The organism is Bradyrhizobium sp. cf659 (assembly GCF_900113725.1).
GTDB lineage: Bacteria > Pseudomonadota > Alphaproteobacteria > Rhizobiales > Xanthobacteraceae > Bradyrhizobium.
The window spans coordinates 1-15,444 of the sequence record NZ_FOQJ01000011.1 but is presented as its reverse complement, the minus strand read 5'-3'; the positions used below and the strand labels follow the sequence as shown (position 1 = coordinate 15,444).

The window sequence follows — 15,444 nt, the reverse complement described above, 5'->3', positions numbered from 1 at the left end:
CGATGAGTCTGATCACGGTTGCCCGCAACACCGGTTATGCCTTCGGCGAAAACCGCCTGACGTTGATGGCGGTGATCATCCTGGCGCTGCTGGCGCTGTGCGCGATTTTCGGACCTTACATCGCGCCATACGATCCTCTGGTCACCTCGGCCACCACCAAACTGGCGCGGCCCAGCGCCCTGCATCCGTTCGGGACCGACGCGCTTGGACGCGACATCCTCAGCCGTGTCATCGTCGCGACGCGCCTCGACCTCGGCATGGCGGTCTCGGCCGTCGCGCTGTCGTTCGTGCTCGGCCTAGGGCTCGGCTCGCTCGCCGGCTATTTCGGCGGCTGGACCGATCGCATCATCGGCCGTGCGATGGACACCATCATGGCGTTCCCGCTGTTTGTGCTGGCCATGGGGATCGTGGTGGCACTCGGCAACAGCGTCGCCAACATCGTCATTGCCACGATGATCATCAATCTGCCGTTCTATTGCCGCTTCGCGCGCGCCGAGGTGAACGTGCGGCGCGAGCTCGGCTATGTCGAGGCGGCGCGCATGGGCGGCAACGGCTCGCTGCGCGTCCTGCTCAACCATATCGTCCCCAACGTCCTGCCGCCGATGATGGTGCAGGCTTCGCTCAACATGGGATGGGCGATCCTCAACGCCGCCGGCCTGTCTTTCATCGGGCTCGGAGTCCGGCCGCCGACGCCGGAATGGGGCATCATGGTCTCGGAAGGCGCCAGCTACATCATTTCCGGCGAGTGGTGGGCCTTCATGTTCCCAGGCGCCGCTCTCGTGCTCGCGGTGTTCTCATTCAACATGCTGGGCGACGGACTGCGCGATCTGCTCGATCCGAGGAAACGCGTGTAATGGCGCAGCTCGAGATCGACAATCTGTCAGTGGAGTTTCGCACCCGTCACGGCGTGGTGCGGGCGCTGGACAGCGTGAGCTTGTCGGTCAGCCGCGGCGAGATCGTCGGCGTGGTCGGTGAAAGCGGATCCGGAAAGTCCGTCACGGCCTACACCGTCATGGGCCTCAACGATGAGGCAGCGCAGATCACCAAAGGCAACATCACGATGGGCGGCATCGATCTTCTGGCGGCCCGGCCGGAAGCGATGCGCGAGCTGCGCGGGCGCGAGATGGCGATGATCTTCCAGAGCCCCCGCACCGCGCTCAATCCGATCCGCAAGGTCGGCAAGCAGATCGAGGACGTGCTGCAGGAGCATGCCGGGCTGCCGAGCCGCGATCTCAGGAAAGCGGCGATTGCCGCACTGGCGCGGGTCCGCATTCCCGATCCCGAACGCCGCGCGGAAGCCTATCCGTTCGAGCTCTCGGGCGGGATGTGCCAGCGCGTGATGATCGCCATGGCGCTGGCCTGCACACCGTCGGTCCTGATCGCGGACGAGCCCACGACGGGGCTCGATGTGACAACCCAGGCCGTGATCATGGACCTGATCAGGGACATGAGCCGCTCGACGCGGATGTCGACGCTGCTGATCACCCACGATCTCGGGCTCGCCGGCGAATATTGCGACCGGATCGCCGTCATGCATGCCGGGCACATCGTCGAGATCGCGTCGACCGAGGCACTGCTCGATCACCCGGCCCATCCCTATACACGCCAGTTGCTCGCCGCCACGCCCGTTCCGGAATCGCGTCTCGACGACCTCAATTCCATTCCCGGCCATCTGCCCGATCTGCGCGGCACGTTGCCGCCGTGCCGCTTCAGCGGACGCTGCGAGCGGCGGCAGCCGATCTGTGACGAGGCGGCGCTGCCCTGGACCGAATTGTCGCCCGCGCATGTCGTGCGCTGCCGGTTTCCCCTGTCATGACGCCGCTGCTCGAAGTCAGGTCGCTGTCCAAATCATACCCGATCAAGCGGGCGGCGCGCGGCGCCAGGCTCCACGCGGTCGACGACGTGGATCTGACGATCGGCGCCGGAGAAAGCGTCGGCCTGGTCGGCGAATCCGGCTGCGGCAAATCCACCATGGTTCGTCTGCTTGGCCGGCTGATCGATCCCACGGCGGGCCAGATCCTGCTCGGCGGTGAGGATCTCACCGCGATTGCGCAGGCGAAGTTCGCGTCCTCGGCGAGCCGGCGGCGCATTCAGGTGGTGTTCCAGGACGCGACCGAAAGCCTGAATCCCTCGTTCCGCGCTTTCCAGGCAATCGCCGATCCGTTGAAGCGGCTACTCGGCATGAACAACGGTGCCGAGCTGGACAGGCGCGTTCGCGCCACCGCTGCGCTGGTTGGACTGCCGGAAGAACTGCTGCAGCGCTACCCGCATCAATTGTCGGGCGGCCAACGCGCGCGTGTGGGCATCGCGCGCGCCGTTGCGGTCGAGCCATCGCTGCTGATCCTCGACGAGCCGACCTCGGCGCTCGACGTGTCGGTGCAAGCGGTGATCCTGCGGTTGCTCGCCGACCTGCGCGCCCGACTGGCGATGAGCTACCTGTTCGTGTCGCACGATCTCAACGTGGTGCGGCTTCTGTGTTCGCGCGTGGTCGTGATGTATCTCGGCAAGATCGTCGAGATCGCGCCGGCGGAGACGCTGTTCACCGCGCCTCGTCATCCCTATGCGCAGGCGCTGGTCGCCGCGATACCGGATCCGGCGCGGCGCGGTGAAGCGCGGCCCCGGCTCGACGGCAGTCCGACCAGCCCGATCGATCCGGACCCCAACGTCTGCCGCTTCTACGGCCGCTGTCCCAAGGGGGCCGACATCTGCACCAAGGCCATGCCGCCGCTTCGCGCGGTCGGCCCGGATCATTTCGCCGCCTGCCACTTCGCTCTTTCACCCGATGGAGGAACCGATGAGCGCTGACAATGAGATCTGCCGCATGGACGCCGCGACCGTCGCGGCGAAGGTCAGGAGCAAGGAGCTATCCGCCGCCGAGGTCACCGAGGCCGTTCTGCGCCGCATGGAGAAACTCGAACCGCACATCCATGCCTTCTGCACACCGACGCCCGACGTGGCGCGCGCCGCAGCCGCCGCGGTCGACGCCAAGATCGCAGCCGGCAAGGATCCCGGCCTGCTGGCGGGCGTGCCGATCGGAATCAAGGACCTCGTCGCCACCAAGGACATCCTGACGGTGATGGGTTCTCCGCTCTACCGGGACTTCGTGCCGGATGAGGACGACATCGTCGTCGAGCGGCTGAAGGACGCCGGTGCAGTCATCATCGGCAAGACCAACGTGCCGGAATTCGGCTACAGCGGCGTCGGCCACAATCCGGTTTTTCCGGCGACGCGCAATCCCTGGAATCTCGACATGACATCCGGCGGATCGAGCGCCGGCTCCGGAGCTTCGGTTGCGGCCGGCGTCGCGCCTTTCGCAATCGGCTCCGACGGCGGCGGATCGATCCGCATTCCTTCCGCGCTTTGCGGCCTGTACGGGATCAAGGCTTCGATGGGCCGGGTGCCGCTCTACCCTGGTTGCCGGGATGAACGCTATCCCGGCGTCTCGAGTTGGGAATCGCTCGAGCACGTCGGCCCGATGAGCCGCACCGTGACCGACTCGGCCCTGATGCTGAAGGCGATCACCGGACCAGATCCGCGCGATCGCTATTCCATCCCGGCCGCCGACTTCGACTATGTCGGTGCCGTGAAGGAGAGCATCAAGGGCCTTCGCATTGCCTACAGCGAAGACTGGGGCTACGCGCCGGTCGACCCGGAAGTCCGCCGCGTCGTGTCTGAAGCGGTGCGCGTGTTCGAGACCGATCTCGGCTGCACGGTCGAGCGCGCCCATCCGGGATGGGAAGATCCGTTCCCGCATTTCTGGACCATCGTCGCCGGCGACACCGATCTCACCGGCATGCGCCGCATGATGAAGGGACGTGAAAAGGAAATGTCGCCGCACCTCGTCGGACTATTGCAGCGGCAATGGACGGCGGAAGAATTTACCGATGCCAAGATGATCCGGCAGATGGTCTGCAACCGCATGTGGCGGTTCATGGCCAACTACGACCTCCTGATCACGCCGACGCTCGCGGTGCCGGCCTTCCCGCTCTACATGCAGGGGCCCGAGATCATCGAAGAGAAGATGGTCTCTACCGGCGACTGGCTCTGCTTCACCTTCATCTGCAATTTGACCGGCCAGCCGGCGGCGACCATTCCCGCGGGCTTCACCAAGACCGGCTTGCCAGTCGGCATGCAAATCATCGGTCGCCATCTGGCGGATCGTACCGTGCTCGCCGCCTCCGGCGCCTTTGAACAAGCGCGTCCGTGGGCTCACAAATGGCCGAAACTGTTGGGCGATCTCGGCCTCTGACACTGCCTCGACTTTTCACCCGAAAATCCAGAAAGGATGCACGATATGAAGCTCGATCGTAGTCTCATTAGAGCGGCGTTGCTCACAGCGTCCGTTGTCTTGCCCGGCGCTGCCGCGCATGCGGCGGAAATTGCCAAGGACACGATGGTCATCGTGTCCGAAATGGGCCCCAACGGTCTCGACACGATGGTGCCGACCGCCAACGATCACAGCCGCATGGTGGTGTGGCAGGCCTACGACCGGCTCGTCAGCCACGGCGAGAAAAAGCTGGCCGACGGCACGGTATCCTACGATGCCAAGGTCATGACGCCGGAGCTGGCCGAGAGCTGGGAAGCCAGCGAGGACGGCAAGACCTACATTTTCCATCTGCGCAAGGACGCGACGTTCCACGATGGCAGCCCGGTCACCGCCAAGGACGTCAAATGGTCGTTCGATCGCGCCATCGCCGCCGGCGGCTTTCCGGCGGTGCAAATGGCGGCGGGATCCCTGGTCAAGCCCGAACAGTTCACGGTGATCGACGATCACACCTTCAAGGCAACGTTCGATCAGTTCAACAAGCTGACGATGCCTGACCTCGTCGTGCCGGTGCCCGTCATCGTCAATTCCGAACTGGCCAAGAAGCACGCGACCGCGCAGGACCCGTGGGCGTTCGAGTGGGTGTCACGCAACGATTGCGGTGGCGGCGCCTACAAGGTGGAATCCTGGTCGCCCGGCCAGCAGACTGTTTTCACCCGGTTCGATGCCTGGAAGTCCGGCCCGCTGCCCCAACTCAAGCGCGTCGTCTATCGGCAGATCGCCTCGGCTGGTACGCGTCGCGCGCTGCTGGAGAAGGGCGACGTCGATATGTCGGTCGGTCTGCCGCCGAAGGACTACGCCGAGCTGGCGGAGCAGGGCAAGGTCACCATCATCGGCGTGCCGGTGCAGAACGACCTCGTGTTCGTCGACATGAACGTCAAGATGGCGCCTTTCGACAATCCCAAGGTGCGCGAAGCTATCTCCTACGCCATCCCCTACAAGGAGATCGTCAGCTCCGCTCTCTATAACCGCGCCAAGCCGATGTTCGGTGGCGACCCCGCAAAACCCTATCCCGACGCGACGTGGCCGGTTCCGGTCAAGCATGGCCAGGATCTCGCGAAGGCCAAGCAGCTGCTGACCGAGGCCGGCTTCCCCAACGGCTTCAAGACCACGCTGTCGATCGATCTCAGCGAATCCACCGTGCGCGAACCGACTGCCATCCTGATCCAGGAGGCGCTGAAGACGATCGGCGTCGAACTCACGATCGAGAAGGTCCCGGGCTCGAACTGGTTTGCCCAGATGGCCAGCAAGACGATGCCGATGGTCATCGCCGAATTCTATGGCTGGCTCGATTACCCCGACTATTTCTTCTTCTGGACCTTCCACGGCGGCAACAACTCCGTGTTCAACACAGCCAACTACGTCAATCCCGACCTCGACAAGGTGATTGACCAGGCGCGCTTCACCCGCGATCCCGAGATCTACAAGACAAGCCTGAACAAGATGGTCGACATCGTCATGACCGACCTGCCTCGCATCCCGCTCTACACCCGCTTTGCCGACTATGCGGTGCAGAAGAACGTCAAGGGCTTTGAGTACTGGTTTCACACGCATCCGGACTTCCGCAAGCTCTACAAGGAATGAGAGGACGGCAAGCGCGCTCGATCGGGCGCGCTTGCCATTGATCGGGGAAACACCGTGCAAGACACGCTCGGCGCTTTCGTTCCAGGCCCCATCATCCAACGGGCGCCGCACCGCTCAGGCCCGCTTTCGGGCCTGAGCTTCGCGGCCAAGGACCTGTTCGATGTTGCAGGCGGCGTGACCGGCTGCGGCAATCCCGACTGGGCGGCGACCCATAAGGCGGCAGAGGCCGACGCCTGGGCCGTCGACACCCTGCTGGGCGCCGGCGCCTCGCTGACGGGCAAGACAATCACCGACGAAATTTCGCTCGGGCTGCTTGGCATCAACAAGTTTTACGGTACGCCGCTGAACCCGCGTGCGCCGGACCGTGTACCGGGCGGCTCCTCGAGCGGCTCCGCGTCTGCCGTTGCCGGCGGCCTGGTCGATGTTGCGTTAGGAACTGACTCCGGCGGCTCGGTGCGCATCCCCGCGAGTTTTTGCGGAATTTACGGCCTGCGTCCGACTCATGGTCGTATCTCCGTCGCCGGCATGATGACCCAGGCGCCATCGTTCGATACTGCCGGCTATTTCACCCGCGATGCGCTGACTTTCGGCCGGGTTGGCGCGGTGCTGCTCGGAGAGCAAATTCCCGATGCCTTGCCACCCGAGATCATCGTTGCGGCTGACTGTTTTGCTCTCGCCGACGAGCCGATAAGGCGCGCCTTGCAGCCGGCTGTTGATCGGCTGCGCCAAGCCGCGGCGATCACCGTGTCGCCATTGGCCGAAGGCGAGCTTCTCGACTGGGGGCGCCACCAGCGCATCCTGCAGAGATGCGAATTCCACGACACGTTTCGGGATTGGATCGATCGCGTGAACCCACGCTTCTCGTCGGAGGTGGCCGGCGCGTTTGCCGACGAAGGCCGCATTCCATCGAGCGACCTCGCGGCGGCCAGGACTTTCCGTGAATGCGCATCGAAACGGCTTGACGATTTGCTCAACGAGCGCCGCATGCTTTGCCTGCCGACATCGCCGATCCTGCCGATCGGCCGCGACGCGCGCCTGTCGGACATCCGCGCGGCGGTGCACCGGATTGTCGACCTGACCGGTATCGCGGGCCTGACGGGCCTTCCGCAGGTCAGCCTGCCCGTCGCGACATCCGGCTCTATTCCGGTCGGGCTGTCCCTCATCGGCTGGCGCGGCGGCGATGCGGCGCTGGTCGCAGCAGCGCGCACCCTGGCGCGGGAATTTTCAATTGGACTGTCCGAGGAACGACGATGACCAACGTCAAGGAAACAAGGACGCTGACGCTCGAAGGCGCACTCAAGGTGCTCAACGCGGCAATCGCCGAGGCGACCCGCATCGGGCAGCCGATGTGCATCGCGGTGGTCGATACCGGCGGCAATCTGCTGGCGTTCGGGCGCATGGACGGCTCGAAGGGACTGAGCGTGACCTCGTCCATCAACAAGGCACGGACGTCGGCGTTGTCGGGCTCGCCGACTGGCGGCGCTCACGCGGATGTGGAAATCCAGGTCACGCTCGCGCATGAAAACCGCTGGACCAATCTGATCGGTGGTCTCCCGATCCGCGTCGATGGCTTCATCCTCGGCGCAGTGGCGGCGGGCTCCGGGTCCGGCACGCAGGATCTCGCTGTCGCCCGGGCCGGTGCGGCCGCGATCCCGGGAGCCGACATGTGCGTCGATTTCAAGCCGATGGGCGCGGAAGATACCGGGATCATCAGGGGTACGACGCCTCAGCCGAAGGTCTGAAGCCAGCGGCTATGGCTGCGCGCTAACGAGTCCGCGTCCTAGCCCGTGCCGAACGCCTTGAAGGTGATGATGGTGAGCGTGTCCTGGATGCCGGGCAGCACCTGCACCTTCTCGTTGACGAAGTGGCCGATGTCGGTGTCCTTGTCGACGTAGAACTTCACCAGCAGATCGTATTGGCCGGCGGTGGAGTAGATCTCGGAGGCGATCTCGGCTTCGGCGAGCGCATTGGCGACCGTGTAGGACTGGCCGAGCTTGCATTTGATCTGGACGAAAAAAGGAACCATTGCAGTCACTCCGAAGGCATATCTGACGGCTAATAGGCCAAAACCGGCCGGGCTTGGCAAGCGAACTTGCTGGGCGCCCGGGAGAGATCGCCTCGTGCGCGGACGCCGGTCCTGCCCTACGAGGCCAGGGCCGCCGCGGCGAATGCGTCCCGGAGCCGCTGCGCAAGCTCGATCTTGCGATAGGGCTTGGTCAGAAGGATCGATTGCGTGCGCGCTCGGCCCTGCTCGACGAGGGTCTCCAGCGCGTAGCCCGACGTGAACAGGACCGGAAGACCGGGGCGAATGAGCCGGGCCTGATCGGCGAGCTCCCAGCCGCTCATGCCTCCCGGCATCACGATATCGGTGAACAGCATGTCGATGCTGGGATCGGTGCGCAGTCGCTGCAGGGCCTCCTTGCCGTTGACGGCCGCAATCACGCGATATCCAAGAGATTCCACCCTGCGGATGGCCGAGGAGCGCACGAACGGATCGTCTTCGGCGATCAGGATCGTCTCGTAGCCTCGCGGCGCCGCCTCCTCGCTCTCCGGCACGTCGGCCACGGATTGTCCGGCGCCGGCGCGCGGCAGGTAGAGCCGGACCGTCGTGCCCAGGCCCTGCTCGCTATAGATCGCGACATGGCCGTCGGATTGCTTGGCGAAGCCATAGACCATGCTGAGGCCGAGGCCCGAGCCCTTGCCGACTTCCTTGGTGGTGAAGAACGGTTCGAAAGCATGCTCGATGACGTCAGGCGTCATGCCTTCGCCGTCATCGGTGATGGAGATCAGGGCATAGCTGCCGGACGCCACTTCCGGGTGAAGGGCGCGATAGTCGTCGTCGATCGCGGCGAGCTCGGTGCTCAGGGTGAGATGCCCGCCGGCCGGCATGGCGTCCTGCGCATTGAGCGCGAGATTGAGGACTGCGGATTCGAGCTGGGCGCGGTCGGCGAAGGCCATGATGGAGCCGGGGCCGAACGCCGTCTTGATCTCGATGTTTTCGCGCAAGGTACGCTTGAGCAGCTTGTGCATGGACTCGAGGAGGTCGCGGCACTCGATCGCCCGCGGTTGCAGCAATTGGCGGCGGCTGAACGCGAGCAGCCGCTGCGTCAGCTCCGCGCCCCGCTCGCCCGACAGGCAGATATCGTCGGCGAAACGCCTGAGGTCGGGACGGGCCCTGAGCTGGTCGCTGAGAAATTCCGCGTTGCCGATGATGACGGTGAGCAGATTGTTGAAGTCGTGGGCGATGCCGCCGGAGAGCTGGCCGACCGTCTCCATCTTCTGCGCCTGCTGAAGCTGCTGCTCGGTCAGCTTGCGCGTGGTCAGGTCGTGGACGATTCCGACGTAGATCAGCTCGCCGTCCTGCCACGCCTGGCCCACCGACAGATTCATCGGAAAGGTCGATCCGTCCTTGCGCAGGCCGCCGGCTTCCCCGGTTGCGAAGCCCCGCGCATGACCCGCGGATGAGGGCCTCTCCTCGTTGGACATCAGCATGCCGATGTCGCGGTTCATGACCTCGTCGGCGCGATAGCCGAACAACCGTTCGCAGGCGGGATTGAACAGGAGAATGCGGGCCTGCGCGTCGAACAGGATGACGCCGTCGACCGCGGTCTCGACAACGGCGGTGAGGCGCGTCATGCTCTCGCGCAGCGCGCGCTGGGCTTCACGGACCTGTCCGAGCAGCTGGGCTGCATCCCGGTTCTTGGTCTCCTCCTCCTCGAGCGCGGCCTGGACCTGCCGGAACTCGAACGCCGAGGGGATCGTCAGGATCTTCGGCAACAGCGGCCAGAGCGCACCGGCCGTGAAGACCGACGCAATGGCCGTCGCCGCCTTGACCATGCCCTCGATGCCGTAGACCGGGACCCAGAGCGTGTAGATCGACAGCACATGCGTCAGGCCGCATGCCATGATGAAGACCGCGAACGCCCAGTAGACCCACCCGAATTTGAGGTCGCGCCGCTTGGTGACGAGGATCGCGAGCGCAAACGGGATCGAGAAATAGGCTGCGGCGATGCAGGCGTCCGAGACGACGTGCAGCCAGATCAGTTCGGGCTCCCAGAGCAGGCAGATCCCGTGTGGCGAGAACATCGAGGAGTCGAGGAGACGTTCGAAGAAGGCCCACATGATTCCACCCCGAGAGGCTTGCAGGTCGGGTCGGCCCGCAGCATTGGTGCCATTGGACGGCTCTGCCGCCCAAGGTCTCACTCATCGGTGGTGGAGGCCAAGGGCCGAGGCCGTGTCGGGCCATATATTGCAGCATGTTCCTGATTCGGGGGCGACAATGCTGCGCCGGATCGGCTCCGCCTGGTTCGCCTGGGCCCGGATCGGTGGTGTCGCGAATCACCGCTGCCGCGGCGGTCCGGCTTGCTGGCGTTGCAGGGGCGCGCTAGGACAGGCCATGGCGGTGTTCCTCTCAAACGCATGTGTCCTGCGATGACCACGCCCGTGGCGCTCACCATTGCCGGCTCCGATTCGAGCGGCGGCGCCGGCATCCAGGCGGATCTGAAGACCTTCGCGGCGCTCGGCGTCTACGGCGCCTCTGCGATCACGGCGCTGACGGCGCAGAACACGCGCGGCGTCACCGGCATTCACGCGGTGCCGGCTGATTTCGTCACCGCGCAGATCGACGCGGTGTTCTCCGATCTCGACATCGGCGCGGTGAAGATCGGCATGGTGGCCCAGGCCGCCAGCATCGATGCGATCGCGGCCGCGCTGGCGCGCTGGAAGCCCCGCCACGTGGTGCTCGATCCCGTGATGGTCGCAACGTCAGGCGATCGCCTGCTGGCGTCCGAGGCCGTGGAAGCCCTGCGCACACGACTGATGCCGCTCGCCTCGGTGATCACGCCGAACCTGCCGGAGGCGGCGGCTCTGCTCGGCGAGCAGGTCGCGGCCAGCGAGGCCGGGATCGAAAGCCAGGGGCGCCGCCTGCTGGCGCTCGGCTGCCGTGCCGTCCTGATCAAGGGCGGGCACGGCGAGGGTGCCGAGAGCATCGACTATCTCGTCACGTCCGAAAGCACGATCGCGCTCGCCGCGCCCCGCATCGCCACCCAGAACACCCACGGCACCGGCTGTTCGCTGTCGTCGGCCGTGGCGGCAGGTCTTGCCAGGGGCGAGACTCTCGAGCAGGCGGTGCGCAACGCCAAGGCCTGGATCAGCGCCGCGATCGCGGCTGCCGACAGCTTCAGCGTCGGCCACGGCCACGGGCCGATCCATCATTTCCACGAGTTCTACTGACGCCGGCCTCGAGCTGCGCGCCGGCCCCGCCGTTAACCAATAAGGCGAGGGGGCCGGGCTTTTGCGGACAGCCATGGCCGCTTCATGTCGCCTGATTGTCGCATGCGACTGATATTCGCGGGGAGGGCGAGGCGAGGTTTGATTCGTATCTGAGGTGCCTCAAAGGTTCAATCGGTCATCCCCCTGTCACGGGATATTGTTACAGGCTGTCGCATGGGAAGCTACGATGTGAGTGACGAGAGCCCTGAAAGGCGCTTTCGCACCTTGTTCATCTCCGACGTTCATCTCGGAGCCCGCGGTTCACAAGCCGACCTTCTGCTGGACTTCCTGCGCTACCATGACGCAGAGACGATCTACCTCGTCGGCGACATCGTTGACGGCTGGGCGCTGAAGTCGAGCTGGCACTGGCCGCAATCGCATAACGACCTGGTCCAGAAGCTTTTGCGCAAGGCGCGCAAGGGCGCCAAGGTGATCTACATCCCCGGCAATCACGACGAGTTCCTGCGCAATTATTACGGCACGCATTTCGGCGGCATCGACGTGGTCGAGAACACCGTCCACACCGGCGTGGACGGCAAGCGCTATCTCGTCATCCACGGCGACATCTTCGATCTCGTGGTGCAGAACGCGCGCTGGCTCGCCCATCTCGGCGACAAGGCCTACGACTTCGCGATCCAGATGAATCGCTTCGTCAACTTCTTCCGGCGCATGTTCAAGGTGCCCTACTGGTCGCTGTCGCAATGGGCCAAGCAGAAGGTCAAGAACGCCGTCAACTATATCGGCGCGTTCGAGCAGGCGCTCGCCGCCGAAGCGCGCCGTCACGACGCCGACGGCGTGATCTGCGGCCACATCCACTATGCCGTGATCCGCGACGAGGCCGGCATCCGCTACATGAACTGCGGCGACTGGGTGGAGAGCTGCACCGCGCTGGTCGAGCACGACGACGGCCATTTCGAGATCATCACCTGGGCGGATCAGGCGCAAAAGCCGGCAGCCGTCCCGCAGGTCGCAGCAAGGGCCGCTTGATGCGCATCCTGGTCGCGACCGACGCCTGGCACCCGCAAGTCAACGGTGTGGTTCGGACGCTGACCAAGCTTGCTGACGCCGCCAAAGGGCTTAACGTTGAAGGTCTTGGCGTCGAGTTCACGTTCCTGACGCCGCAATCGTTCCGCACCTTCGCGATGCCGAGCTATCGCGACGTGCGGCTGGCGATGCCGCGCCCGGCGCGGATCGCGAAGCTGATCGCGGAAGCCCGTCCCGACAGCATCCATATCGCGACCGAAGGGCCGATCGGCCTGATGGTCCGCCGCTATTGCCGCCAGCGCAAGCTGCCGTTCACGACCAGCTTCCACACCCGCTTTCCCGAATATGTCCGCGCCCGGGTGCCGGTTCCGGGCTCGCTGATCTGGCGGGCGCTGCGCCGTTTCCATGCGCCCAGCCGGGCCGTGATGGCGGCGACCCCGGCGCTCGCCGGCGAGCTGACCGAGCGCGGGTTTGACAATGTCGTGCTGTGGCCGCGCGGCGTCGACACGCACTTGTTCCATCCCCGCGCGATCGATCTCTGCCTGCCGGCCCCGGTGTTCCTCTCGGTCGGCCGCGTCGCGGTGGAGAAAAATCTCGAAGCGTTCCTCGACCTCAAGCTGCCCGGCACCAAGGTGGTCGTCGGCGACGGCCCGGCACGGGCTTCGCTCGAAGAGGCCTATCCCGACGCGATCTTCCTCGGGGAGAAGCACGGCGAGGCACTGGCGGAAATCTATGCGGCCGCCGACGTGTTCGTGTTTCCCAGCAAGACCGACACGTTCGGCCTGGTCCTGCTGGAAGCGCTCGCGAGCGGCCTGCCGGTCGCGGCCTTCCCGGTGAAGGGCCCCCGCGACGTGATCGGCGATGCGCCGGTCGGCGCCCTCGATCACGATCTGCGCAATGCCTGCTTTGCCGCGCTCGACATCTCCCGGCAGGCCTGCGTCGAATTCGCCGCCAACTACACCTGGGAAGCCTCGGCGAGGGCCTTTATCGACAGCATAATGGCGGTCGGCGCGGTGCTGCCCGGCCGGAACGGCGGGGAACAGCCACGCTTCGTCGCCTGAAGAGGAGGAATCCTCGCGGGGAGGTGTCTTGCCCGCGCCTCGTCCGCCGCGATAAGGTCAGCCATGACCGAGCAGCCCCTTCCGATCGGCCCTGCCGATATCGATGCCGCAGCGCGGGTGATCGCGCCTTTCGCCATCCGCACCCCGCTGTTGTCCTTTCCCGTGCTCAACGAGCGCGTCGGCGCAAAAGTGTTTCTGAAGCCGGAGATGCTCCAGCGCACCGGCTCCTTCAAGTTCCGCGGCGCATTCAACAAGGTCGCCTCGATCCCGCAGGACCAGCGCGCCGGCGGCGTCGTGGCATTCTCCTCCGGCAACCACGCCCAGGGCGTGGCGGCGGCGGCCAAGATCCTCGACATGCAGGCCACCATCGTGATGCCTGCGGACGCGCCGCTGTCCAAGCGCGAGCGCACCAAATCCTACGGCGCCGAGGTCGTGCTGTACGACCGTGACCGCGACGACCGCGAGGCGATCTCGCGCGGCATCGCCGAGAAGCGCGGCGCGACGCTGGTCAGACCGTATGACGATCCCTTCGTGATCGCAGGGCAGGGCACCGCCGGCCGCGAGATCGCGGAGGACATGGCAACGCTCGGCCTCAGCCCCGACATCGTGGTGGCGCCGGCCTCCGGCGGCGGCCTGATCGCGGGCGTCGCAACGGCCGTGAAGGCGCGCTATCCGCTGGCCGAGATCGTGGTGGCCGAGCCCGAGGCGTTCGACGATCACGGCATTTCGCTGACCGCAGGCCATCGCGAGCCGCATGGGCCCGCGGGCCGCACCATCTGCGACGCGCTGATGGCGCTGATCCCCGGCGAGATGACCTTTGCGATCAACAGCAAGCTGCTCGCGCGCGGCGTCACGGCGTCGGACAAGGAAGTCGGCGCGGCGGTTGCGTTTGCCTATCGCGAGCTGAAGCTGGTGGTGGAGCCGGGAGGGGCCGTCGGCCTTGCCGCGCTGCTTGCGGGACGTCTCGACGTCGCCGGCAAGAACGTGGTCATCGTGCTGTCGGGCGGTAATGTCGACGCGGATTTGTTTGCGGAGCTGGTGGCCTGATTGTCTGAGAGTCTCCGCTAACCGCTGAAGCGTTGCGATGGGAGCACTGCTGACCAGCCTCGTTTTGGAGACCCTTGAGGGCCAAGTCACGATTATCAATGAGTCGACATACTCGTTTATGTCCACGGACAATCTACGAAAGTACGATACTGAAATCTGTCTTGATGGTGAGGACCTAAGCACCGTTCACGGCGTGAGAATTGACGGGAAGTGGTCCACGGTTGTTGCCGCCAGTGGGGGCACACCGTTATCCACCAATACTCCGCCGTCGAGGTAGACGGCCGGTTATATCTTGCAGTGGGTAATCGAGTGGTCTGCCTAAACCTTGCGACAGGTTTGATGGAGTGGTCACGTTGCGTCGATTTTGCGACATGCTTCGGAATCCATTGGTATCGCCCTCACGAAGCGCTCATATCCCACGGTGAACTTCAAATTTCCCGCCTCTCCCTTGCAGGAGACGAGATTTGGAGCGCTGATGGCGCAGACATTTTCTCGGAAGGATTCAGATGCTTGGAGAACGGCATCGAGGTCGTCGATTTTAATCGATCAGTGTACCTATTTGACTATCGGAGCGGCCAGCTTCTCGCCGGCCCGTAGTTCTCGTGCCGCGAACACTAAGAAGGGGCAGAGCGTTTCCGCTCTGCCCCTTCTTTATTTGCCGTCATGTTGGGTTCGGACTTGCCGCTTGCTCGGTGCAACCTCTCCCGCTTGCGGGGGAGGTCGGCGCGCAGCGCCGGGTGGGGGCTCTCTCCAAACGGGGATATTCTCAGTAGGCCATCAACTTTCCCGTTGCGGAGAGACCCCCCACCCCAGCCCTCCCCCGCAAGCGCAGGGCTGTCCGGGGAAGTTAGGCATAGGATAGCTCGATCTGGTCTGGGTGGCTGTGGGATCTGCGTTTGCTTGGGTTGATGGGTGGAGGCTTGTCGATTGCGGCGATGGCCCGGCGCGTGAATAGAAGCTGGCTGACGAGTTCAGCGAACCTGATCGGAAGCATGGCGAGGCAGTTGGCTTTGGCGGCGATACGCAGCAACAGGTAGGCGATCATTGCGGCAAACACCTGGAGCCGGACCGCATTGTCGTTGGCGCCGAGAAATTTGCGGATGTCGAGATGTTGCTTGATCCAACGGAACAACAGCTCGATTTGCCATCGGCTCTTGTAGAGGGTCGCGATCT

The 15,444-nt window shown here is 64.8% G+C and carries 14 protein-coding genes; 11 read left to right on the top strand and 3 right to left on the bottom strand.

The features are described 5' to 3' along the window. Positions 1-2 precede the first annotated feature (2 nt). Genes BM118_RS31845 through BM118_RS31815 form a run of 7 tightly spaced genes read left to right on the top strand, consistent with a single transcriptional unit; the run spans position 3 to position 7,650 of the window. The gene (locus BM118_RS31845) at positions 3-854 is read left to right on the top strand and encodes an ABC transporter permease (protein ID WP_092190727.1); all 852 of its coding nucleotides are present in this window, start codon (positions 3-5) and stop codon (positions 852-854) included. Next, positions 854-1,816 carry an ABC transporter ATP-binding protein gene (locus tag BM118_RS31840; protein ID WP_092190725.1) on the top strand — a complete coding sequence of 321 codons (963 nt, stop codon included), beginning with the start codon at positions 854-856 and terminating at the stop codon, positions 1,814-1,816. Before BM118_RS31845 ends, BM118_RS31840 begins: the two co-directional genes overlap by 1 nt. Beyond that, a complete protein-coding gene (locus BM118_RS31835; protein WP_092190723.1) occupies positions 1,813-2,805 on the top strand; it encodes an ABC transporter ATP-binding protein in 993 nt (330 codons plus the stop codon). Before BM118_RS31840 ends, BM118_RS31835 begins: the two co-directional genes overlap by 4 nt. Continuing rightward, complete coding sequence (locus BM118_RS31830; RefSeq protein WP_092191136.1) at positions 2,795-4,249, top strand: amidase; 1,455 nt, start codon at positions 2,795-2,797, stop codon at positions 4,247-4,249. The genes BM118_RS31835 and BM118_RS31830 overlap by 11 nt, the downstream gene beginning before the upstream one ends. Positions 4,250-4,294: 45 nt before the next feature. Further along, entirely contained in the window at positions 4,295-5,908 is a 1,614-nt protein-coding gene (locus BM118_RS31825; RefSeq protein ID WP_092191134.1) for an ABC transporter substrate-binding protein, read from the top strand. Between the two features lie 54 nt (positions 5,909-5,962). Beyond that, positions 5,963-7,162 carry an amidase gene (locus BM118_RS31820; RefSeq protein WP_092190721.1) on the top strand — a complete coding sequence of 400 codons (1,200 nt, stop codon included), beginning with the start codon at positions 5,963-5,965 and terminating at the stop codon, positions 7,160-7,162. Next, entirely contained in the window at positions 7,159-7,650 is a 492-nt protein-coding gene (locus BM118_RS31815; RefSeq protein ID WP_092190719.1) for a GlcG/HbpS family heme-binding protein, read from the top strand. The genes BM118_RS31820 and BM118_RS31815 overlap by 4 nt, the downstream gene beginning before the upstream one ends. 38 nt (positions 7,651-7,688) lie before the next feature. Here the strand turns inward: BM118_RS31815 and BM118_RS31810 are convergent, their stop codons facing one another. Both BM118_RS31810 and BM118_RS31805 read right to left on the bottom strand, forming a co-directional pair. Then, positions 7,689-7,934 carry an Lrp/AsnC ligand binding domain-containing protein gene (locus tag BM118_RS31810; protein ID WP_018642903.1) on the bottom strand — a complete coding sequence of 82 codons (246 nt, stop codon included), beginning with the start codon at positions 7,932-7,934 and terminating at the stop codon, positions 7,689-7,691. Positions 7,935-8,050: 116 nt separating this feature from the next. Then, entirely contained in the window at positions 8,051-10,030 is a 1,980-nt protein-coding gene (locus BM118_RS31805) for a PAS domain S-box protein (RefSeq protein ID WP_143099556.1), read from the bottom strand. A 309-nt stretch (positions 10,031-10,339) separates the two neighbouring features. Here BM118_RS31805 and thiD point away from each other — a divergent pair, with 309 nt between their 5' ends. The 4 genes from thiD (at position 10,340) to BM118_RS31785 (ending at position 14,271) form a co-directional block, all read left to right on the top strand. Further along, on the top strand, positions 10,340-11,140 hold the full coding sequence (thiD, locus tag BM118_RS31800; protein ID WP_092190717.1) for a bifunctional hydroxymethylpyrimidine kinase/phosphomethylpyrimidine kinase: 801 nt from the start codon (positions 10,340-10,342) through the stop codon (positions 11,138-11,140). A gap of 213 nt (positions 11,141-11,353) precedes the next feature. Beyond that, complete coding sequence (locus BM118_RS31795; protein WP_011088645.1) at positions 11,354-12,166, top strand: UDP-2,3-diacylglucosamine diphosphatase; 813 nt, start codon at positions 11,354-11,356, stop codon at positions 12,164-12,166. Next, positions 12,166-13,224: a glycosyltransferase family 4 protein gene (locus BM118_RS31790; RefSeq protein WP_092190715.1), complete on the top strand. Its 1,059-nt coding sequence runs from the start codon at positions 12,166-12,168 to the stop codon at positions 13,222-13,224. Before BM118_RS31795 ends, BM118_RS31790 begins: the two co-directional genes overlap by 1 nt. 63 nt (positions 13,225-13,287) lie before the next feature. Continuing rightward, the gene (locus BM118_RS31785) at positions 13,288-14,271 is read left to right on the top strand and encodes a threonine/serine dehydratase (protein ID WP_092190713.1); all 984 of its coding nucleotides are present in this window, start codon (positions 13,288-13,290) and stop codon (positions 14,269-14,271) included. Between the two features lie 847 nt (positions 14,272-15,118). Here BM118_RS31785 and BM118_RS31775 read toward each other — a convergent pair. Beyond that, positions 15,119-15,444: transposase (locus BM118_RS31775; protein WP_143099555.1), on the bottom strand; the 326-nt coding region annotated here is incomplete at its 5' end.